This window comes from Christiangramia sp. OXR-203 (assembly GCF_034372165.1).
Taxonomy (GTDB): Bacteria; Bacteroidota; Bacteroidia; order Flavobacteriales; family Flavobacteriaceae; genus Christiangramia.
This window is the reverse complement of the sequence record NZ_CP139698.1, coordinates 2352885-2373453: the sequence shown is the minus strand read 5'-3', so window position 1 is coordinate 2373453 and position 20569 is coordinate 2352885. Positions and strand designations below refer to the sequence as shown.

Sequence of the window (20569 nt, the reverse complement as noted above, 5' to 3'; positions counted from 1 at the left end):
ACGAGCATAATATCGAAAGATGTTTCTTACTCATTTTTCAAAATTGTATATTATATCAACCGAAATGTATTATTTTTTACTGTTTAACGACCTATTACGTATATTTCCACCTAAATCTTGAGCATGCGAAAAGTTCTGGTCATTCAGGAAGATATAATTATTTTAAAGATTCTGGAAAGGCTTGTAACCATAAACCATTTTGATTGTAAAGCCATAAGATCGCTGGATGCGCTTACGATAGAGGATCAACAAAGTGATTTTGAATTTATTATCACAGACATTCTTTTTGAAGGAATTGCACCACTGGAATTTGTGGCCCAGGTGCAGGAAATTATTCCGCATAAGAATTTATTGGTGGTTACGAACATGGGACAGGATAAAATAAAGAAGGAGATCTTCGCATTGAAAGATATTACTGGCTTTTACGCAGTGCCCATAGATCTGGACGAAATCGAATCAACAATTCAGGCATATTCATGACCGAAGCGGGAGTATTACTTTTTATTAAATGCGTGCTGGCGATCCTGTTTATTTACTGGATTTCCATAGCGGTCACCATGATCTATAGAAAGAATCGTATGCGTGCCCTGGAGCGTATTGAATATACTTTCGCTGATATTGTAAGCCGTTATCTCTATAATAACGAAGATGATCCCTTGCTCATTAGTGAGATCAATGATCGCTTAAAAGCCGTTGGTATCCGTAAAGGAAACAGAAATAACGTGCAGTATCTTATTCGATTGATGATACGTACTCAGCGAACTATTCTTGGGGAGAATTACTTCAAGCTTAAGAAGCTATATGGGCAGATCCCGCCGTACAATGCTTCATTCACCAAAATCTCCAAGTGGGGGTGGTATTCCAAAGCTCGTGGAATTAGGGAAATTTATGAGATGAATCAGTCTCAGCATATGAATGAGGTCTTTAAGTTTCAGAATCATAAGAACGTATTCGTGCGAAGAGAAGCACAGATCGCAATGGTTGTTTTTATGGGATGGGAATCACTCAGGTTTCTTCCATACCTTAAACGAAATATCACCTTGTGGCAACAAATTAAGATCGTTGAAAAGCTCTATGATCTGTATCCAAAACCAGAAATGAAATGGTTAAAAAGGGCCTATAAGACCGATAAGCTTTTTGGTAAGAAACTGGTCATGAGAATTATTAGAAAATTTGAATTGCATACTGAAATTCCTTTTATCATGGAGCATCTAGAGCATCCGGATTATGAGGTACGTGAAACTGCTATTTACTGTATTCAAACCTTTGCATTGTCTACGGAAAGAATGGATTATATCAAGGATGTCTACGAAAGAGTAGCAAACCCAGTCCAGCAGGCGCAACTATTAAATTATATTTATGATAATTCTGATATTGACGTGGACTTCTACCTAAGACAGCTTCATGGAAATAATGAAGAACTAAAACTGAATGTTGCTGAAATTCTATGGAACAATGGATACAAAGAAAAGGTCCAGGAATTCTATTACCAGCAATACCCTGAAAATTCAAATTTAAATGTTGAATGATATAGAAAGGTTTTTTAGCGGGGAATATGTATTTCTTGCTGCAAACTATTTTTTCTTTGCGTACGGGATCGCCCTGATGAGCATGTATTTCGCAGGTGTGATCCTGGCCAGCCGTGCCATACGCCGAAATAAGAAGAAATCGCGATTCCTGCAGGTAAATGATATTGTTAGTGCTACAGATATTCCTTCGGTTTCGCTTATTGCTCCTGCTTATAATGAAGGTCTTACCATTATTGAGAACGTAAAAAGCTTATTATCCATACAATATCCATATTATGAACTAATCCTGGTAAATGATGGAAGTAAAGATGATTCACTGGAAAAGCTCATCAAGGAATTCAAACTGGAGAGAAGGGATGCGACCTTTATCACACAGCCTATTCCTACGGCGACCGTAAAATATGTTTATAAAAGTACACTTTCAAAATATACCCATCTTACTGTTCTGGATAAAAACAACGGTGGCCGTGCAGATGCCCTGAATGCCGGGATCAATTTTGCAACATCAGAACTGGTAGTTTGTACAGATGCGGATTGTATCATCGAGCAGGATGCCCTACTAAAAATGGTACGACCTTACCTAGAAGAATATAACAGCGAAATTATCGCCTGTGGCGGTGGTATTGGAATTGCAAATGATTCGGTCGTAAAGAACGGGGTGATGAAAGAACTGCGTTTGCCTAACAACTTGGTGCCTATGGTGCAGGTCGTGGAATATATTCGGGCATTTCTGTTAGGTCGAATGGCCTGGAGCGAAATAAACGGACTCATGCTCGTATCTGGAGCTTTTGGTATGTATCCTAGGAAGAGGGTGATCGAGGTAAGTGGATTTGATGCAAAAACAGTTGGAGAAGATCTTGAGCTATGTATTCGCTTAAGACGTTTGATGGAAGAAAAGGAATTACCTTATAAAGTGGTTTATTTACCGGAAACCTTATGCTGGACAGAAGGGCCGCCAGATTATGATATTTTAATTAAGCAGCGTGATCGCTGGGCGCGGGGACTTTGGGAAACTTTGAAGATCCATAGGAAATTATTCTTCAATCCTAAGTATCGCTACATGGGAATTCTCTATTATCCTTACTGGTTGTTTTTCGAGTTTGGAGCGCCTATTATTGAATTTCTGGGAATCATTTGTATCATCGCTTTTGCTTTCTTCGGAATGATTAACTGGACAATGGCAGTGTTATTATTTACAGCAGCTTACATTGTAGGATGTATCTTTTCCACGGCAGCCATTTTTATGTATGTCAAGAACTTTAATCATTATAACAAACCAAAGCAGGTTGTAGAACTTCTTCTTGCTGCATATCTCGAACCTTTCCTGTATCATCCAATACTGGTATATGGCCAAATGAAGGGTTATTATAAGAAGATCTTCCGTATTAAATCTGGCTGGGGTACCATGACCAGAAAAGGATTTAAGGTTTCAGACACCTAGAATCTATAGCGATACCCAACATTGCCAATAAATTGATCACCTTGCCTGTTTGAAGTGATATCTTCGAACAGGTAACCACCACCAACCTGGAAAATATGATGAGGTCCAATGGTGAAATTCAAGCCGAGATTTGAATAATATGCTTCCAGAGAAGGATTTTCCTGAACTTGCGTAAAGATTGTAGTTTCATCTGGCGAAATACCCGTACCAAGTCTTAAGAAGAAGAAATTATCTGCATTATTAAGATAGTAACGTACGTTTAACTGGTAGTTCTGGGTTAACTGATCATTTATCTCCGGTCCAAGGAAAACTCTTGAGTTGATATAGAATTTACCTTTGTACATAGTAAGCCCCAGAATTCCGGAGTAATAATCCTCATCTGAGAAATGTAGTAATCTCGCCCCGGTTTCTAATTCAAAGATCGAGAAGATATTGACAAATAGAGAGGCACTGGTTCTCAGGTCTGGAAATAGAGTTCCATCTGAAATTCCCAGGTTTAAAAATGCATAAACTTTATTGCTGAAAACAGGGTAAGATTCCAGCTCATATAAAGTACTTTGGTCATAACCACGATCTGTATAATTGACCCGGGCGATCACTGCACTGCTGTTGAAATAATGCTGAAATTCCGGACTAATGGTTTGCCAGTTCTCACGATTATATTCATCGCTAAAATAGATGTACTGGTAATTTACCCCAATCTCATCCCTAATCGTTCTCTTTAATATATTCTGAAGGACATATCGCTTGTTTTGATCCAGTTCACGATTATTGAAAAGGTCTAAAGCGATCTCTCTGGAGGCTTTTTTATCCTTATTCTGAAGTAAAAGTTCAGATTTAAGAATAAGCATATTCGCACTTAAACTCTGTGTTTTTTCCAGTTGTTCAAGGTAAGCCAGAGCCTCTTCAGGATCCTTTAATAATTTGGTATGGCGAACGGTGAGTTCTCTAACACCCGGGTAATCCTGGGCATTCTGCATTAGGAATTCAAGATCTGTAGTAGCCTTATCAATACTATCTAGTGCCCATAAATTCCGAACTCTTAATATTCTGATATCATGATATTCTGAAGCAAGTTGTAATCCCCGGTTAGTGTATTGTAAGGACTCTTGATATTGTTTATTTTGGTAGAGTTCGAGTCCCTGGAAATAAAGACTATCAGTGTTCTTTTCAGTGATTTGCTGTGCGTTCAACTTAACAAAAGCGAAGAAGAACAGGCAGAGTAAAAGTGATCTATTCATAGAGGTTGATTTGGGCAAAACCGGGGTGAAGATAAGCATATTAGGCGATTTGCTGCAAACCTGAACTAAAATTGTCCATGCTGCGTTTTAAAGGAGACAAGCGCATTAAAAACGTATTTTTAATCAAAACCAGGCTTATGAAACTACTTCTCCATCTAACTTTTCTATTTCTTATCACTCATAATTTTCAGGCTCAGTCTGAAGAAACAATCGAATATAAAGATGGTAAACTGCACTACAGTACTTTTGGCGTAGGAGATCCTGTTCTCATCATAAACGGTGGTCCTGGGATTAGTAGTGATGGTTTTGGAGAACTGGCTCAATTGCTTTCAGAAGACAATCGAACTATAATCTACGACCAGAGAGGTACTGGAGGGTCTAAGATTCTTTCTAATAAGGATAAAGACTATACTATCGATTTTATGGTGGAGGATATTGAAGTGTTACGGAAACACCTGGGATATGAGAACTGGATCGTACTTGGTCATTCCTTTGGAGGAATGCTCGCATATGCCTATGCGGCGAAGTACCCTGAAAGAGTATGCGCGATGATACAGTCGCACTCAGGTGGCATGGATCTGAGATTGAGAGATTACCCGGATCTTCGTGATAGATTAAGCAGATCCCAGTTAGATGAATTGAATCAATTGGTTATGAAAATAAGTTTTGGTGATACGCTGTGGGAGACTCGTTACCAGCGGGCGAAACTTATGGCAAGCGCTTATTTGAATGATTCCACCAGAGCTTCAGAAGTAGCAGAAAGGCTTATGACTACAAACCGTACAATTAATTCTCAGGTGTGGGCGAATATGAACCTTATTAATTTTGATGTTTCCGAAGAGATGAAAAATTTTAATAAACCTGTTTTAATCCTGAATGGAGTAGATGAGATCGTTCATAAGGATATTGCGATCTATGCAGATAGTGTTCTTCCAGATTCAAGACTGATTTTAATGGAAGACTGCGGACATTATGGTTGGCTTGAGAGACCCGAAATTTATCTTAAAGAGGTTAAAGAATTTTTAAAGTCGAATTAGAGACTCAGATGTTCTTCTTTTACTCTTAACTTTCTTGAAAAAGATGAAGATCTTAGATAATATTAGTAGTAAAATAGAATTGCATAACGGTTATAAAATGCCGGGTTTAGGACTTGGGGTATATAAAGCCGATAACGGAGAAGAGATAAATAATGCAATTGCAGCGGCTCTTGAAACTGGTTACAGATTGATAGATACCGCAACTTTTTACGGAAATGAAAAGGGAGTAGGGGAAGCGATTAGAAAAAGCGGTATTCCTAGAAAAGAGATCTTTATTACGTCTAAGCTGTGGATAGAAGACCAGGGAATTGAAACCACGCGTAAAGCTTTTGAAGAGACTTTGGAAAGAATGGAACTGAATTACCTGGATCTTTACCTTATTCACTGGCCAAAGCCTGGTAAATATCTGGAATCCTGGAAAGTTTTGCAGGAGCTTTACGAGGAAGGAAAAATTAAAGCTATAGGAGTTTGTAATTGCATGATCCATCAGCTGGAGAGTATTAAAGAACTCGGAGGTGTACAGCCAATGGTTTTGCAAAATGAATTTCATCCTAAACTTATTCAGCAGGATATTCTTGACTACTGCAAGAAGAATAGGATCCAGTATCAGGCCTGGTCACCACTTATGCGAGGAGAAATATTAAAGAACGAGCTTATTGGAACTATTGCTGAAAAATATGGAAAGTCTGAAGCACAAATAGTAATTCGCTGGGATCTGCAAAAAGGGGTTGCGACTATTCCGAAGAGTGTACATAAGCAACGAATTCAGGAAAATGCCGATGTCTTCGACTTTGAACTCACAGACGATGAGGTTGCTAAGATCGATGATCTGGAAGATAATACGCGGACTGGAGCTCACCCAGATACTTTTATGGAAGAAATGGACCTTTAAATAACCTGTTATTTGCCTAAAACTTTTTTTGAATTCTCTATAAAACCAGCTTATTTTTGCAAAGCAATCGAGATGTGGCGCAGTCTGGTAGCGTATACGCCTGGGGGGCGTGGGGTCGCAGGTTCAAATCCTGTCATCTCGACGAAACGAACCGGCAACAATTCTGTTGTCGGTTTTTTATGCTTCGGAATTACGTGGAAATTACTATTGAGCAATATTTATATATTTGCGGCAGTTTAAGATTTTTATACATCATCTGACTAATATTTCTGAATGTATCAATTAACTGTTATAGTTCCTTTATTTAACGAAGAAGAGAACCTGCTCCGCGTTGAGCAGAAACTTGGAGAGTATGCAGAAAATTCCAGTATTCCCACTCAGATATTACTGGTAAATGATGGGTCTACAGATAATAGTTTGGAAATGGTCAGGGAGATCTGTGAAAGATCTGAACATTTTAGTTACATATCTTTTACGAAAAATGCTGGTTTAAGTGCGGCAATCAAGGCCGGGATCGATCACGTAAACACCAGTCTTACCGGATATATAGATTCTGATCTGCAAACAGATCCTGAAGATTTTGAAGTTCTGCTTAAAGAAATCAATAGCTATCAATTAGTAAATGGCTACAGGAATCAGCGTAAAGATTCTTTTAAAAAGAATCTTTCTTCAACGGTGGCCAATAACGTAAGGAACTTTTTCACGAATGATGGGATGTATGATACGGGTTGTCCCCTAAAGATCATGCATACAGACTACGCTAAGCGCATTCCGTTTTTTAAGGGACTGCACAGGTTTCTACCGGCAATGATCATGCTACAGGGAGGTAAAGTGATTCAGATCCCAATTCGCCATTACCCAAGAGTAGCCGGAACCGCAAAATTTGGACTGCGAAACAGGTTGATCAAACCTTTGATAGATTGCTTTGGTTATTTATGGATGAAGCGAAACTATATACATTACGAAGTAGGAGAGAAGTATTTGAAATAGATCATCTGCCGGTCTTACGCAATTTCTTGGGACCATACCAAAGCCAGAACCCGGTAATAGTAAATACTAGTAATGCAATTCCCATACTAACAGAATAGATCAAATTAAAGTAGCCACCGGTGCCCAGGTAATCATCCACAATGGATCCATCATGTATATTCTCGATAACATCTGATCTTCTCTGGCCAATACTTAGCACTTCACCTGTAGCTCCATCAAGTTGTATCTCGTGAATGTGATTTTCGAAAAGGAACTTTACAATACCTTTTTCCTTTCGAATATCCATCCTGTCGATATCACTGGATAAGAAAGATGAAACTGAATCCTTCAATGTTTGTTGTGCAATTTGCTCGAGAACAGCAATAGATTTCCATTCTTCAAAATTTGAAGTTTGCCCGCTTTGGGTTTCTGGAAGAATAAAGCTGCCAGTATTTTTCTTGGCTCCCAAGAGGATTCCTGAGATGGATACGATAAAAAAGAAAACGAATAAAAAGGCGCCCATAGTACGATGGATCTTTCTGAAAATTCTTAAGATACGGGCCTGTTTTACTCTTGATTTCTGTTTATTCATAGGGGCTTCACCTTCCGACGAAAATAGGAAAATGTTTCAGAAAACTATCATACTACATCAAATTTGATCTCAATATAAAGAATTGATTCCTTCCGAAGAAAATTGAAGCCATAGCAGCAATTATAAACCAGGCTAAATTTTCAGAAAAATGTAAACTTTATATACTAATGTCTTGGCTTGAAAGCGGGTTCAAAGAAAATATGGAAACTCCAACTTTAGATAGTAAGTGCCCGGTTTATTCTTCCGGTAATTAAACTCGTTGCATTTATCATCTCTGCGCTCATGCATGATCTCGATATCCGGGAGTTGCGCATTTGAGTTGGGTGTATAGAACATAAAACTCACAAGGAAACTTAGAGACAGGTACTTCCACGATATAGGTTTAAGAACTTTCTAATATTGATCTGGATTTAGAATTCAAAAATTTATAAGTTATTTAGAGTGTTTCGGCAGAATCAATTCATTCTTTTACAAAGATCAGGCAATGCTGCCAGGGTAAATTCTCAATATTCTGCTCTAGTTTAAAACCGGAAGCTTTAAATTCTTTCACTGCCTGTTTTTCACTCATTTTATGAATTTCTTTGATCGGAATACTTTCATCTTCTGCTTTATATTCGATCAAATAAATTTTACCATCAGAAGTCAGAGATTTGTGCATGGATTCGATCATTTCCTTCGGAAAATTAAATTCATGATAGACATCCACTAGCAATATCTTTGATACTGAATTCTCATCTAGATTTATACTTTTTTCTGAACCCTGAATGGTTTGAATATTATTCACCTGTTGTTCTGACTGCTTTGTTGAAATCGCCTGAAGCATCTCCGGTTGTATATCGACCGCATAAACAAAACCTTCCGAAGTCAATTTGGCCATTTTAAAAGTATGATAACCACTGCCGGCACCTATATCAGCGATCGTATCATCCGGCTGAATATTCATGTTCATTAACAACTGACTCGTATTTTCCTCTTTTTCGCGATCAGATCTTTCCAGCCAGTTTATTCCCTGGTACCCCATGACGTGCGCGATCTCTCTACCCATATACCATTTTCCGATTCCGTTTGGGTCGCCTTTTTGGAAAGTATAGGTTTCTTCGCTTTTACTATTCCTATTTGTTTGTCCGCATGCGGTCATACTTAACGCAAGCAGTATTAGTAGCAACAAATTGTAATGATTTTTCATAGCATCTTTTTCCTAAAGTTACGATTTAATGCTTTTTCTGAAACTTCAGTACGACAGCGTTTAAAATTGCAGAATCTTTAAGTGAGATAACCGTACTGAGTCAAGCGATCCAGATCATCGACTTCACGAAGATTACCATTGTCCATTAGCATTATTCGATCTGATAGAGAAATTACGTTGCGGTAATCATGATCTGTGATAATAATGCCTTTATGTTCTTTTCTTTCCTGGATAAGCTGCGAAATTATTTCTCTGCTGGTAGGACTGAGTCCGTTAAAAGGTTCATCCATTAATAGAAATCTGGATTCAGAATAAAGCAATAGCAGAACTTCCAGGGTTCTTCTTTGTCCTAAACTTAAATGGCCTACTCGTTCTGCCAGTAAAGGTTTTACTAAAGGTAATTCCAGAACAATTCTGCTATACTGCCGACTAAGAAACAGTTTAATAGTACTCTTAACATTAATACTTTTAATTAAAAAACTATCCTGCGGTAAATACTTAATATCATTAATCGTTTTTGAGCTCGGGTAAACATTTTCGTCTATTCTTAGAAACCGACTGTCTGCCGTCAATGATCCAAACATGATCTTAAGTAGCGTCGATTTCCCACTTCCATTTCTTCCCAGCAAACCAACTACTTCCCCAGTTGAACACTGTAGGTAAACATCGTTCAGGATCTTTTGACTATCATAAGTCTTTTGTACACTATCCAGTTGAAGTTTACTCAAATAACCGTGATATTAGAATCATTAAGACCGAAATGAAAATTGTGCTTAAGAAAAGATGAACTCTGGAGATTCCGTTATTTAGATAAAAATATAGTTCTTTAGGAGGCTTGATGCTATAAACACTAAGATGGATCAAAAGACTGCTAAGAAAATAGAAGAATCCAAAATTTGAAAATTCAGAAGTTAGAGCGGCTATCAGTAAAGAGATAGGCAAGGCTGTAAGAATAATATTCCTCTGAAAAACCAATAAATTTAAAAAGATCCTCATTAATTATATTGTGAATATGGATTTACCTGTATTCCGGATTTTCAAAATTCCAGCGCTTCCCATTTCCCCAGCCTTCCGCTGAATTTCCATAAGCTGGATAACCGCCCTGTTTTTTAAGACTGGAGGCTAAATGCATTAGGTTATAGGTCATGAAAGTAGTATTCTTATTGGTAAAATTGCTTCCAAAACCAGCAGGAGGATCAAGCTTTTCGTCCTTCCATTCGGTATCACCGTAACTAGGGCCAGGTCCAACTTCACCAATCCAGCCTGCATCTGCCTGTGGGGGAATGCTAAAACCAACGTGTTGCAGTGAATAAAGAATTCCCATAGCACAATGTTTAATCCCATCCTCATTCCCGGTGATAAGCGTACCTCCAACCTTACCGTAGAATACGTACTGGCCTTTATCGTTTTGAACACCACTCATGGCATATAATCTTTCGATAAGTTTCTGGGCCATGGAAGATTTCTCGCCAAGCCAGATAGGTGTTCCAAGAACGAAGATATCTGCAGCCATGATCTTATCATAAATAGCCGGCCATTCGTCCTTATCCCATCCATGATCGGTCATATCGGGATAAACACCAGTTGCTACGTCATGATCGATAAACCTTATTTCTTCCACATCTACGTTTTCCCGCCGCATGATCTCTGCGGAAAGTTCTATTAATTTTGAAGTATGGCTCTCCTCCGGGGATCTTTTCAGTGTACAATTAATATAGATACAGCGCAAATTACTGAAGTCTGGTTTACTCATGATTCAATACTTTTATTAAACTTCCTTCAATTTAGTAAAAAATGTGAAGTACTTAGTAGGTTTGCATGAAACCGCTATTTACTCCCTTTTTTTAGCTGGATCTTTATGATTCCATTGACTTTTTCATCTGTATACTTTGCGATAGAATCATGGTCTTTCAAAACATCGATTTTTGCAATGGTTTCCGGATCCATATGTTTTAGCATCGAGCTATGTGTGGCTTTTCCATCAATTAAGTACAAAACATCCTCTTTCGCCAGATAATCCTCATCGCTTACGGTCTCTTGAAAAGAGTTGGTTTTTACCATAAGCACTCCATTCAATCCTTGTTTTCCGAACTTATTCTCTACATCCTTTTGTTCTTTTTTAAGAATAGCGTAAGAGGTTATTTCAAATTTTGAAATGCTAAGTGTATCCAGAGCCTCTGTTGTAAGAAGTTGTTCATTTAAAATGATGACAGGATCGCTGGTAATCTCTTCTTTTTGAACCAGATCTGCGATAAGTTCATGTAAGTAATTATCCTGGTTTTCTTTTTCTGAAATTTCCTGTGCACTTACGCTAAGTGAAAGCAGTAATAATAGGCTTGCTAAGATTTTCTTCATTAGATTTCTCTAAATTTTTATAGCTGAAATATATGATTTATGATGCAGATAACTTCCTGGTATGAATTCTAAATTTCTGAAACCTGAAGGAATACATTTTTTATAACAGATTGGTAGCTGCAGATTCTACGATGCTGAATCTTTGATCTAATTTATATTTGAGAAAGAGCATGATCAAAACTGAAATGATCATGGAGACGACCATCAATTTATATTGTTGGCGTAGATCCCTGGCAGCATTAAACTTTATTTCAGCAAGTACCTGCTCCAGTTCTTCTGAAGAATAATTTCTGAATTTTACACCATCCAAACGTATACGATCACTATTGATCGGGTCCCGAAGATCTTCCTTGAACTTAGGTTTTTGTGAATACAGTAATGATTTATTGTGCTCGTGTAAACTTTTGGGACCTCGCTCTACAGACATGCCTGGTGGTTTTTGTAATACATTCATTTTCAAAGTACTTCAAGTTAGTAAATTATTTATAATTCTGTGAGCTGAAGTTTTTGCACTATATCTGGTTTTAAGAGTTCCGAGTGAAAACTGCTCATTATCTTGCGAACTTTAAACTTTTCCGAAGACATGAAACAAGAAAGAGTTGATAATTTAGAAATTGAAATTTTATCTGATAACTGGTACACGCTTAAAAAAGTAAACTTTGACTTCAGAAAAAATGACGGTAACTGGGAGCGGCAAAGTAGAGAGGCTTATGATCGTGGGAATGGAGCGGCAATTCTGCTGTACAATTTAGAAAAGGAAACTGTAATTCTTACGAAGCAATTCCGGATGCCTACTTTTTTAAACGGTAACACTTCAGGGATGATGATCGAAGTCTGTGCGGGATTACTGGAAAAGGATAATGCTGAAGATTGTATCCGAAAAGAAACGCAGGAGGAAACCGGCTATGAGATCTCCAATGTCGAAAAGATTTTTGAAGCTTATATGTCTCCTGGTTCGGTGACCGAGATCGTACATTTCTTTATAGCCGAATATCACGAAGACATGAAAATAGGCGAGGGTGGAGGTGTAGCTGAAGAACAGGAAGATATTGAAGTTCTGGAACTTAAGTTTTCTGAAGCACTAATAATGATGAAAGATGGTAAAATAAAAGATGGTAAAACGATCATGCTATTACAGCATTTACAATTGAAATTAATACTGGCAGATTCATAAATCTTAGTCCCGCTTCTCTAAGATTTTAATAATTCGGTTATAAACAATTTCAGAAATACTCCAGGTGTAACCTTCAAAATTTGCGGTATTAACGAACTGTATCACAACCATATCGATATTTTCATGATATTCTGCAATACTCTGGTAACCTGGAATCAGTCCGGTATGATCGTAAACATAGATGGTAGAATAGATTTCTTCCTCTTCTTTGGTAAGTAAATTACCAGTATTTAAAGCTTTGATAAAGACTCCCACATCTTGTGCAGTAGCGATCATTGACTGGTAATTAGTAGACTTGATATCTTCTTCGACTCCAACATAATAACCGCTCATTAATTTATCCTGATCTATATCATTTAGGCTGAAGAAAGTATTTTCAAGCTTTAAGGACTCTAGGATTTCTTGCTGTATCACCTGTTCTTTGGAGTTATTGGTCACCTTCTCCATTAGCAAACCTAAAAGGAAATAATTAGAATTTGAATAGGCATAATCTGTTCCCGGTGAGAAACTGGCTGGTTTGTCAAGGAACAGTTTCAGTGTTTGTTCTTTATTTTCCGGGGGATTCATCCAGAAATCAGGTACATCTGTAAAATTTGGGATTCCACTACGATGCTGGACCAGCATTCGAACGGTGATATTCTCAGCATGCTCGATTCTTCCAGCAAACTCAGGAAAATAGTAGAGGATACTTTTATCCAGAGATATAAGATCTTCAGCTACCAGTTTGGTAATTGCGACCGCATCATACAGTTTACCAATACTCGCAATTTTAAAATAAGCTTCGGGATAAGCTCTTATCATCCGGTCCCGGTCATGCCATCCTGCTGCATATAATTCTGCTGGGCGATCTCCCTGCTGAATATATACTATAGTGCCATCAAAACCATGCTCGATACCTTCGTTTAATTGTTCCTGCACCGTGTCCGGCAATGGTAGTATCCATGCCCAGATGAGTATCCATGGAACGAAATATAGCGATATTACAGTTCCAGCCAGAAGTATGGTTCGAATAACAATCTTACTTTTTGTAGCAGGCATCTGGTGTATCGTTATCTATCAGAGTTCTTTCAAATATAACTTAAATCGAACTTTTAGGGATTACCGAAGCATAATGCAGTTTCCCAACTGATAGTAACATATTAGTATTTATAACTTTATTTTGTCGCCTTTCTTTCTTCCAGCAGTTTCTCGATCTCTGGCAGATTCTTATAATACTCTACAAGGTTCCAGTCCATTTGAAATGATTGTTGCAAATAAGTTTCCATGGATGGTAAACTAACTTCAGCACGTAGTTTATCAACTTCTTCAGGATTTTGAATAGGCTGCACATATTTCTTACCGGTATTAGAATCGATAAAAATCTGACTGCCATAAATTTGTTTCTTTCCTTCACGTAGAGCAATTCGATCTTTTAAAAGAGCGAGGTTCGCTGGGAATGTTTTGTTTTCCTGAACAGCTTTTTCAATTACTGGAAGATATTCTTTTTGAGTTTGCAGGTCGGTGTGCTGAATAACCAGGAAAATGGTTTGATTCCCTTGCATGCTGAGGTCATCCGGCCATCCGTTCTTAAGTACGTTTTCTACCTGATCGAGGTTAATTGAATCCTGTTTATTCATTTGCTGAACCAGATCTTTCATTTCATCTGAATTCATCTTTCCTTCCTGCTGAAGTTTTATGAGTTTAAATCTAATTTCCTGATCGGTCTTCCAGATCGAGTCCAGTTGAGTCTGAATGCTTTGTGGTTGATTTTGTGATGTGGCAATACTACTTGCTAATAGCATAGCGAGGCTTACAATAATCTTGATCATGAATTATATTTTTGATGGTGTACTAGTAAAACGAGTTAGACGTAATTTTGTTACAGCTTTTTTCGAAAATATAATTTTGATCTAAGTCCTTCAGATAAAGTGCTTGTAATCAAATAGCTGTAAATGCATACCTTCCAAAAGGAAAACTTAGAAAAGCTATAATTTGAATTAGCTTCCGTAAATAAGATGTCATAACGGTTAGAACTATGTCATCTAGCCTTCACGTTACATTTTTGAATCTTTCATCATTATAAATAAACATTTCTGTAGAAATTCGAAGTCTAATTAAGTAAAGGCCAGACGCCGCTCCATTTAATGATAGCCAGAAGTAGTGCAAGCACTCCCAGGGCTATAACAAAAACTCCCTGCCAGTAAAACGTTCTTATACCCCAGAATTTCCAAAGCCTTTTGTCCTCAGATGGGTTCCCTCGAACATCTTTAAAGAAAAATTTATGTATTATGTATGCAATGATGACAAAAGCGATACTAGTTGATATCCAGAAAAGAAGCATATTGTATTTAGTTTATTTAGTGAAGTAAGGTAGATCATTAAGTAACACTATATTCTAATTGATCTTTGAATTTAATTCTAAACTATTACTAACTCTTTTCTAGTTCATTTTATAGTCCAGAGGAAGAAGTTCTGAAATTCGTTTTTCAGACATTATCCCTTTTAAAAGGACGGCTTCTGGTGGTGAGGGATTTCCAAATTGATCTATAGTAAATGCACTTTTGGAAACAATCGCAGATTGATCTGTCTTATCATAGAGAATGCTCAATTCATCTGCCAGTAACTCGATCTTCCTATTATTTCCTTCCTCGCTAATTTTGAAAAATTTATAGGTAGGCACCTGGAAACGTTTATGAAAGATCGCGAAGTTGTTTTCTTCCAGTTTTTGTTTGTAAAGTGATCGCATAAAATGCAATGACGAGCCATAGTAACTACGATCTCTGTTTCTCAATGCCTTTCTACCGGTTTTCTTCTGTAATGGCTGAAAGTAGGCTGAACCGGCGAAATAGGTAGAATAGGGTAGTAGTAGACCGCCGTTCATTTGGAATCCTAGTTCAAAGTCGGCAAGCTGGTATCTAATTGCGTAACCCAAATATTTATTATGTATGATTAGAGGCTCATTTGCGGTAGCGATCAATGTTTTTTCTGATGGGGAATATCTAAGCTTAATCGCGTCCTCGTTTACGATCTTACAGTCATACATTGCGTAGTTCCTTCCCAGGAATTCTTTTCTGAAATGCTGAAGTTTTCGGGATCTGCTCCATGGGTCTGTTTCAAGGTAAACTGTCTCCAGTTCCTCACGTTTAATGGGTAAGTAATATTTTGAATCTAGAGGACTTTTCAATATTTCTGAAGCATCTAATACAAGAGTTTCGTAACCTAGAGAAGTAATTATAAGTGCGGAATTATTATCCATGAAAGAGATGTCAAAATCTCCATCCTGGTTTGAAGAAACCCCAATACTGGTTCCATCAAAGTATATGGAAGCACCAATGATCGCGGTTGAATCTTCTGCACTAAGAACGGTTCCAGAGATCTTATTCTGGGAATGGACCGTTCCGCCGATCATTAGCAATAGAACACAAATAATATTTAAGAATCTACTTCGAAAGAGAAATTTGACCATATATAATCGTAATAACGCTCTAATATAAAATAATTAAAATTCAGAAAAGAAAAAGCCACCCGGAAATGGATGGCTTTCGTATCGAACTGTTAAAAATGTTATTGAACCAGGTGTTCGAATTTCTTATATTCATACTGAATGATCTCGGGTTCAGCTGCTGTAAACTCTTCCAAAGCTGCCTGATAATCTTCAGTGTCCTCGAGTAATATCCCATTTCTCTGGTTCTTGAAGGTGGAAAATAATTTGACTTCGAACCATACTTTATTTAGGATCTCCATTTCATTCTCACTCACTAAATTAGTACCGTTTAAAATGTCGTTCATACGTTTTTGTGCGACCTTGTTCACTTGCTCAATCGCTGTTACATGCGTTGGCATATTGCGCAATGCGCCAACGACTATAAGATTTTTCCCGTAATGAATTTTATTTACGTACTGATCTCCATATTTAAGAGCAAATAAGTCGGGATCTTCAAGCCGTTCTGCATCAATAGCTAACCTTTCGTCTCTGCTAACGTCAATTATTGCGGCATTTCCTTCATTTTCTTTATAACCAAGGATTAAAACCTGGTCTTCAGTATAAGGATATTGTTCAATAATAGATTGATACATCTCAAAATTAACTGCGTGCTGCACTGCAAATTTTGAAGCTGGTGGGTGCAAACCTGCATACTTTCTGTAAGCGATCACATCATCTTTAGGATTTGCATTGAATTGCCAGATAGGACTATGCATAAAAGAAGTTCCTATTGTTAAGTAGCCGTTTTGAGGTTCATCAAAAGGATTAGCCTTAGGAGCATGGTTGCTGGTTAGAATACCCGAACCAAAATCATCCTGACCATTAAATTGCTGTTCCAGAATCATTTCAGAATTTTCGGTGATCTTAACGGTTTTTACAGCTGTTTCCAGATCATAAGTGGTCATGCTTTTATCCCGGCCGTTTGAACTTATAAATTCAATGGAATTTATTTCTCCATTTGTGTAAGTGTGTATCGAAGTTCCTAGTTCGCTGTAGACGATTTTTTCTGAAACTAAACCATTCTCATACTCCGTTTCGAACCAAACATCGCCCTCAGGAGTATAGTACTTAGACCATAGAGGTCGGTTTTGCTCATCTCTTCTCACCTCCATATATAATTCCCGATCATGATAGAAGTTATATACTTTAGCCGATTTGATGAATCCGTTTTCATGATATGTAACCTCATGTATAGGTTGATCTTCTGAGTATATATGTTTTGCTTCTTTGATCCAGCCATTGTCGTACTGACTCAGAATTTTTAGATGATCGTCAGATTTGATGGAATAATCGATTGATGGTGTGCTATCATCTGCCGTGCAGGAAGAAAATAGAACTGTAACTGCCAGTAGCAGCGACAGGTAAAATTTGTGATGCATTGATGTAATTTTTGATGTTTGTCAAATTTAGAAATTCCCGTTTGATATCCAAATATAATCGACCTCCACACTTCAGCACTATTAGCAGTGTATAGCGAATAATAGCAAACATTCTGTGCGATAATATGTTGAACTACTAACGTTTAGGGCTAAACCCTTTGTTATTTGCTCATTTTCTTCGGAAGAAAATAAATTTTTACTCTTCAGATTCAATAAATTCAATTTCAATCAGGTAATAATGCGGAATATCGAAAACAGTACCCAATTTTTCAGGATCAATTTCAGACTGTGCGACGCGGCAATAAGAACCAGAACCATCAGGATTTCTGTTGGGAGTGATGATGGCCATCAAATGAAATGGTTTATTGATATCTTCTTCAAGCTTTTTTTTACTTCCGAAAAAATCTTTGGCGACATACCTGCCATTGTCATTGGTAAGTGCAAAGTGTGATTGTTTGCTGCCAAATTGTTGACCCCTTAACCAGATCTTAAGATCACCCTGATCGATTTTGCTCATCAATTTAAAAGAAGTGCTGCTGGAGTCGATCTTAAACATTTTGTTTCCACGTTCGTCAAAAAGACTGCTGGTTTCGATCAATTTTCCATCCAGAAATTCTTTCATTCGTAAAACATAGTAACGTCCTTTTAAAGACTCGCCATCAAAAGTAAATTCAGATTTGTTTATATTCTCAAAGTCATATAGCAGTTGCATTTCCTCGGTCTCTGCCCGACTGTTCAGCGTTACATCGATCATAGCTGTTTCAGCCTGGATCTGCTTATTGATGACTTCTGAATTCTCGATTTGATCGGATTGAGCCTGAATCAACAGGGGAAGTAGTGCCAGGCTTAGAAGTATCTTTTTCATTGGATTATTTTTATAGATTCGAGAGCAAATATTCATAAGTCAATAGGAACATTTTTAAATGTAACCTGTAGAATTCCAATTATCATTCTTTCATATTGGACTCAAGTTTGCTTATAAGCTCCTGAGCTTTGACCTTTAAAGAATCTAGTTCTGAAGCCTTGCCAGAAACAACAAATTTGATGTTATCTACTGTTGTGGTTTTTAATCGGACTTTGCCGTTTATTTCGAAAATCAGGTTAATTTCTGTTTCAGGAGGATTGTTTGCAAAGATCGTATCCAGAGAATTCCAATCGAAATCGGTTAATTCACTTAATTTTTTAGTCTCAAACCTAAGTTCTGTAACCGAATAAGGTTTTTTAGGATCTGGCTTCTGTTCCTGAGCATTTATGCCGGTAAAACAGAATAGTAGTGCAATTACTACGAATTTGAATTTCATTGTTCTGTCGTTTTAAAGAATACAGGATCTACTTATTGGAGTACATCAGTCTTCAGGGAATAGTTAAATATACATAACTGACTGAAAATAATTGGTTATAGTCATAAAACTTTCCGAAGTTATTTTTTTAGTATAAAATAGTAGCATCAACAAATTATTACTGATTTAAAATTTACAGTTTCAGAAAATAAATAACTTCAAGCTACAGTATTACCCGTTCTAACGGCGTCATATGTAAATTCTAAAATACAGATCTAATTTGATGAATATAGTGTATTGAAAGGTGATTATATTGTAATAGTTGGATTTTTTTTAGAAACAAAATTTTAAAAAGTATCTGCAAGGAAAGCGATCACAAAGATCCATCCTAAATATAAAATCGTGTACGTGAATGAGTAGGACATAGAGAGCACAATATTTCCAGCAGTTTTACCGGATCTATTAAAAACCAGTTTTAATGCTCTAAAAAACACCCAGTAAAGCATCAAAATAAGGATGAATAAAGTGAACCAGAACAAAGCTTCCAGTAATATGAATAATAAAATCATGGCCACCGTCATGAGGATCCAGAGCAGTATGGAAATAAGAAATCCTGCTATCCCATCACCAACAGCTGAAGTAGGCATTTCAAAATTACCCGGAGTACCTTCACCAAAAAATTCACCCTTTGTATAACTTCTGAATTTGGGGAAATTATCCTTAAGTCCGGCGCCGGTGTAGAGTCCGTAGGTCATGAACAGGAATAGAATAACTCCAATAATAGATAAAGAAAGGTAGAGGTTTGTAGTGATTCCTCTATTGTAGCTCATTCCATTTAGCCAGACACTTAGAAAGGTGGTGGTTATAACTAGAATAGAAATTATAAATACGGTTTTGCCTTTAAAGTAGCTCTTCTTTTTTGATTGTTGCATTATTAGAATTGTAAGTGCCGAGGTTTAATTCAAATCTAATATATGTTGCTGGCCAGGCTGAAACAAATTTATATATTTTAATTGGCTTCTAAACCAATGCTCATGGTGATTGGAAGGTGATCTGATCCAATATCTGGTCCTGTTGCTCTCTTAGAAATCTGTAGATGTTTGGATACTACGAAATGATCTAAGGTTGTCTGTAATAGCTTATAATCGGCAGGCCAGGTTGGAAGAAGACCAAAACCAATCCTGCTATCTTTCAAATTCTGCTTCAGCAAGCTATCAAAATGAGGCGAGAAGGATGAAGTATTGAAGTCACCGGCTATAATTAGATTTTTAGAATATCCGGGAATATTACTGGCTATATTGGACAATTGCTTGTTTCGGTTCAAGAATGATTGCTGGCCGATAGGGGGAACTGGATGAGTCGCCACGATCGTAAATTCCTGTTGTAGAATACTTATATTTCCAATAATGGAAGGTTTATCGTTTAGACTGAAATAGTCCACGGAACTTGTCATTTTATACTTGCTTAATAAAGCGATGCCAAAATTATCATTCCGGGGAACAATCTCTTTGTACTTATAGGCTGCTATTACTGGCTCAAGATAAGCTAACCAATTTGGAGTAAGCTCCATTAATATCATTATATCCGGACTTTCGTTCTTGATGAATTTTGATGTTAATTGTTTATTCGAATTACTAGAAAGTAAGTTGATACTTGAGATCTTGAATTGACTGTCAGTTACAGGAATTGTTGTTTCGATGTAATACGGGATGATAAAATAAAGATTCCATAGGATGTTAATGCCTAATATTAGAACTGCTAGTACCTGTTTTCTCAGCAGTATTAAGGTAGGAATCACTAATAAGATCGAAGTGATAAGAAGTTGCATCTTAAAATTTGAAAATATATCTATTAGCCAATAACTTTTTATGAGATGGGGTAGTACAGAGGCTAATAGAACTACAATTAGCAATAGCAACAGGATTCTCTTAAGAAAGGTTATTTTCATATTACTGCTGAAAAGATATTTGTTCAAAGACTAATTAGAAAGCTAAGGAATGTCCTATATACTATCTGATTATTATTTGAGCG

General features: G+C 37.1%; 23 protein-coding genes and 1 tRNA gene. 8 read left to right on the top strand and 16 right to left on the bottom strand.

Annotated features, from left to right (window positions below; genetic code table 11):
* Positions 1-123: 123 nt before the first annotated feature.
* From T8I65_RS11010 to T8I65_RS11000, 3 genes are read left to right on the top strand one after another with little or no spacing between them, the layout of a single operon-like run.
* The gene (locus tag T8I65_RS11010; RefSeq protein ID WP_322300656.1) at positions 124-480 is read left to right on the top strand and encodes a response regulator; all 357 of its coding nucleotides are present in this window, start codon (positions 124-126) and stop codon (positions 478-480) included.
* Positions 477-1529 (top strand): hypothetical protein, encoded by a 1053-nt coding sequence (locus T8I65_RS11005; protein WP_322300655.1) that lies wholly within the window; start codon positions 477-479, stop codon positions 1527-1529. Before T8I65_RS11010 ends, T8I65_RS11005 begins: the two co-directional genes overlap by 4 nt.
* On the top strand, positions 1519-2970 hold the full coding sequence (locus T8I65_RS11000; RefSeq protein WP_322300654.1) for a glycosyltransferase: 1452 nt from the start codon (positions 1519-1521) through the stop codon (positions 2968-2970). Before T8I65_RS11005 ends, T8I65_RS11000 begins: the two co-directional genes overlap by 11 nt.
* Here T8I65_RS11000 and T8I65_RS10995 read toward each other — a convergent pair.
* Positions 2967-4211, bottom strand: a complete 1245-nt coding sequence (locus tag T8I65_RS10995; RefSeq protein WP_322300653.1) for a YaiO family outer membrane beta-barrel protein — start codon at positions 4209-4211, stop codon at positions 2967-2969. The genes T8I65_RS11000 and T8I65_RS10995 overlap by 4 nt on opposite strands.
* Before the next feature lie 137 nt (positions 4212-4348).
* Here T8I65_RS10995 and T8I65_RS10990 point away from each other — a divergent pair, with 137 nt between their 5' ends.
* The 4 genes from T8I65_RS10990 (at position 4349) to T8I65_RS10975 (ending at position 7130) form a co-directional block, all read left to right on the top strand.
* On the top strand, positions 4349-5248 hold the full coding sequence (locus T8I65_RS10990) for an alpha/beta fold hydrolase (protein WP_322300652.1): 900 nt from the start codon (positions 4349-4351) through the stop codon (positions 5246-5248).
* A 43-nt stretch (positions 5249-5291) separates the two neighbouring features.
* Positions 5292-6140, top strand: a complete 849-nt coding sequence (locus T8I65_RS10985) for an aldo/keto reductase (protein ID WP_322300651.1) — start codon at positions 5292-5294, stop codon at positions 6138-6140.
* 68 nt (positions 6141-6208) lie between these two features.
* Positions 6209-6282: transfer RNA gene (locus T8I65_RS10980), tRNA-Pro, on the top strand.
* Positions 6283-6413: 131 nt separating this feature from the next.
* A complete protein-coding gene (locus T8I65_RS10975; protein ID WP_322300650.1) occupies positions 6414-7130 on the top strand; it encodes a glycosyltransferase in 717 nt (238 codons plus the stop codon).
* Between the two features lies 1 nt (position 7131).
* Here the strand turns inward: T8I65_RS10975 and T8I65_RS10970 are convergent, their stop codons facing one another.
* The 6 genes from T8I65_RS10970 to T8I65_RS10945 form a co-directional block, all read right to left on the bottom strand.
* Complete coding sequence (locus T8I65_RS10970; protein WP_322300649.1) at positions 7132-7701, bottom strand: PepSY-associated TM helix domain-containing protein; 570 nt, start codon at positions 7699-7701, stop codon at positions 7132-7134.
* Between the two features lie 460 nt (positions 7702-8161).
* Positions 8162-8887, bottom strand: coding sequence for a class I SAM-dependent methyltransferase (locus T8I65_RS10965; protein ID WP_322300648.1), 726 nt, complete (start codon positions 8885-8887; stop codon positions 8162-8164).
* A gap of 77 nt (positions 8888-8964) precedes the next feature.
* Positions 8965-9615: an ATP-binding cassette domain-containing protein gene (locus tag T8I65_RS10960; protein WP_322300647.1), complete on the bottom strand. Its 651-nt coding sequence runs from the start codon at positions 9613-9615 to the stop codon at positions 8965-8967.
* Positions 9616-9905: 290 nt separating this feature from the next.
* Complete coding sequence (locus T8I65_RS10955) at positions 9906-10640, bottom strand: flavodoxin family protein (RefSeq protein ID WP_322300646.1); 735 nt, start codon at positions 10638-10640, stop codon at positions 9906-9908.
* A 74-nt stretch (positions 10641-10714) separates the two neighbouring features.
* The gene (locus tag T8I65_RS10950) at positions 10715-11242 is read right to left on the bottom strand and encodes a hypothetical protein (RefSeq protein ID WP_322300645.1); all 528 of its coding nucleotides are present in this window, start codon (positions 11240-11242) and stop codon (positions 10715-10717) included.
* Positions 11243-11342: 100 nt separating this feature from the next.
* Positions 11343-11696, bottom strand: a complete 354-nt coding sequence (locus tag T8I65_RS10945) for a hypothetical protein (RefSeq protein ID WP_322300644.1) — start codon at positions 11694-11696, stop codon at positions 11343-11345.
* Between the two features lie 129 nt (positions 11697-11825).
* Here T8I65_RS10945 and nudK point away from each other — a divergent pair, with 129 nt between their 5' ends.
* On the top strand, positions 11826-12416 hold the full coding sequence (nudK, locus tag T8I65_RS10940) for a GDP-mannose pyrophosphatase NudK (RefSeq protein WP_322300643.1): 591 nt from the start codon (positions 11826-11828) through the stop codon (positions 12414-12416).
* A 3-nt stretch (positions 12417-12419) separates the two neighbouring features.
* Here the strand turns inward: nudK and T8I65_RS10935 are convergent, their stop codons facing one another.
* The 9 genes from T8I65_RS10935 to T8I65_RS10895 all read right to left on the bottom strand — a co-directional run bounded on the left by T8I65_RS10935 (position 12420) and on the right by T8I65_RS10895 (position 20366).
* Positions 12420-13454: a serine hydrolase domain-containing protein gene (locus T8I65_RS10935; protein ID WP_322300642.1), complete on the bottom strand. Its 1035-nt coding sequence runs from the start codon at positions 13452-13454 to the stop codon at positions 12420-12422.
* Between the two features lie 116 nt (positions 13455-13570).
* Positions 13571-14224, bottom strand: a complete 654-nt coding sequence (locus tag T8I65_RS10930; RefSeq protein ID WP_322300641.1) for a DUF6624 domain-containing protein — start codon at positions 14222-14224, stop codon at positions 13571-13573.
* Positions 14225-14505: 281 nt separating this feature from the next.
* The gene (locus tag T8I65_RS10925; RefSeq protein ID WP_322300640.1) at positions 14506-14736 is read right to left on the bottom strand and encodes a hypothetical protein; all 231 of its coding nucleotides are present in this window, start codon (positions 14734-14736) and stop codon (positions 14506-14508) included.
* 99 nt (positions 14737-14835) lie between these two features.
* Positions 14836-15861, bottom strand: a complete 1026-nt coding sequence (locus T8I65_RS10920; RefSeq protein WP_322300639.1) for a carboxypeptidase-like regulatory domain-containing protein — start codon at positions 15859-15861, stop codon at positions 14836-14838.
* A 98-nt stretch (positions 15862-15959) separates the two neighbouring features.
* Entirely contained in the window at positions 15960-17258 is a 1299-nt protein-coding gene (locus T8I65_RS10915; protein WP_322300638.1) for a hypothetical protein, read from the bottom strand.
* A gap of 196 nt (positions 17259-17454) precedes the next feature.
* A complete protein-coding gene (locus tag T8I65_RS10910) occupies positions 17455-18123 on the bottom strand; it encodes a hypothetical protein (RefSeq protein ID WP_322300637.1) in 669 nt (222 codons plus the stop codon).
* Between the two features lie 82 nt (positions 18124-18205).
* Positions 18206-18559 carry a hypothetical protein gene (locus T8I65_RS10905; RefSeq protein WP_322300636.1) on the bottom strand — a complete coding sequence of 118 codons (354 nt, stop codon included), beginning with the start codon at positions 18557-18559 and terminating at the stop codon, positions 18206-18208.
* Positions 18560-18885: 326 nt separating this feature from the next.
* Positions 18886-19470 carry a hypothetical protein gene (locus T8I65_RS10900; RefSeq protein WP_322300635.1) on the bottom strand — a complete coding sequence of 195 codons (585 nt, stop codon included), beginning with the start codon at positions 19468-19470 and terminating at the stop codon, positions 18886-18888.
* A 77-nt stretch (positions 19471-19547) separates the two neighbouring features.
* Positions 19548-20366, bottom strand: coding sequence for an endonuclease/exonuclease/phosphatase family protein (locus T8I65_RS10895; protein WP_322300634.1), 819 nt, complete (start codon positions 20364-20366; stop codon positions 19548-19550).
* Between the last annotated feature and the right edge of the window lie 203 nt (positions 20367-20569).

Coding starts and splice junctions, on each gene's coding strand:
- T8I65_RS11010 (WP_322300656.1), top strand. CDS start 124: ATGCGAAAAGTTCTGGTCATTCAGGAAGATATAATTATTTTAAAGATT.
- T8I65_RS11005 (WP_322300655.1), top strand. CDS start 477: ATGACCGAAGCGGGAGTATTACTTTTTATTAAATGCGTGCTGGCGATC.
- T8I65_RS11000 (WP_322300654.1), top strand. CDS start 1,519: ATGTTGAATGATATAGAAAGGTTTTTTAGCGGGGAATATGTATTTCTT.
- T8I65_RS10995 (WP_322300653.1), bottom strand. CDS start 4,211: ATGAATAGATCACTTTTACTCTGCCTGTTCTTCTTCGCTTTTGTTAAG.
- T8I65_RS10990 (WP_322300652.1), top strand. CDS start 4,349: ATGAAACTACTTCTCCATCTAACTTTTCTATTTCTTATCACTCATAAT.
- T8I65_RS10985 (WP_322300651.1), top strand. CDS start 5,292: ATGAAGATCTTAGATAATATTAGTAGTAAAATAGAATTGCATAACGGT.
- T8I65_RS10975 (WP_322300650.1), top strand. CDS start 6,414: ATGTATCAATTAACTGTTATAGTTCCTTTATTTAACGAAGAAGAGAAC.
- T8I65_RS10970 (WP_322300649.1), bottom strand. CDS start 7,701: ATGAATAAACAGAAATCAAGAGTAAAACAGGCCCGTATCTTAAGAATT.
- T8I65_RS10965 (WP_322300648.1), bottom strand. CDS start 8,887: ATGAAAAATCATTACAATTTGTTGCTACTAATACTGCTTGCGTTAAGT.
- T8I65_RS10955 (WP_322300646.1), bottom strand. CDS start 10,640: ATGAGTAAACCAGACTTCAGTAATTTGCGCTGTATCTATATTAATTGT.
- T8I65_RS10950 (WP_322300645.1), bottom strand. CDS start 11,242: ATGAAGAAAATCTTAGCAAGCCTATTATTACTGCTTTCACTTAGCGTA.
- T8I65_RS10945 (WP_322300644.1), bottom strand. CDS start 11,696: ATGAATGTATTACAAAAACCACCAGGCATGTCTGTAGAGCGAGGTCCC.
- nudK (WP_322300643.1), top strand. CDS start 11,826: ATGAAACAAGAAAGAGTTGATAATTTAGAAATTGAAATTTTATCTGAT.
- T8I65_RS10935 (WP_322300642.1), bottom strand. CDS start 13,454: ATGCCTGCTACAAAAAGTAAGATTGTTATTCGAACCATACTTCTGGCT.
- T8I65_RS10930 (WP_322300641.1), bottom strand. CDS start 14,224: ATGATCAAGATTATTGTAAGCCTCGCTATGCTATTAGCAAGTAGTATT.
- T8I65_RS10925 (WP_322300640.1), bottom strand. CDS start 14,736: ATGCTTCTTTTCTGGATATCAACTAGTATCGCTTTTGTCATCATTGCA.
- T8I65_RS10920 (WP_322300639.1), bottom strand. CDS start 15,861: ATGGTCAAATTTCTCTTTCGAAGTAGATTCTTAAATATTATTTGTGTT.
- T8I65_RS10915 (WP_322300638.1), bottom strand. CDS start 17,258: ATGCATCACAAATTTTACCTGTCGCTGCTACTGGCAGTTACAGTTCTA.
- T8I65_RS10910 (WP_322300637.1), bottom strand. CDS start 18,123: ATGAAAAAGATACTTCTAAGCCTGGCACTACTTCCCCTGTTGATTCAG.
- T8I65_RS10905 (WP_322300636.1), bottom strand. CDS start 18,559: ATGAAATTCAAATTCGTAGTAATTGCACTACTATTCTGTTTTACCGGC.
- T8I65_RS10900 (WP_322300635.1), bottom strand. CDS start 19,470: ATGCAACAATCAAAAAAGAAGAGCTACTTTAAAGGCAAAACCGTATTT.
- T8I65_RS10895 (WP_322300634.1), bottom strand. CDS start 20,366: ATGCAACTTCTTATCACTTCGATCTTATTAGTGATTCCTACCTTAATA.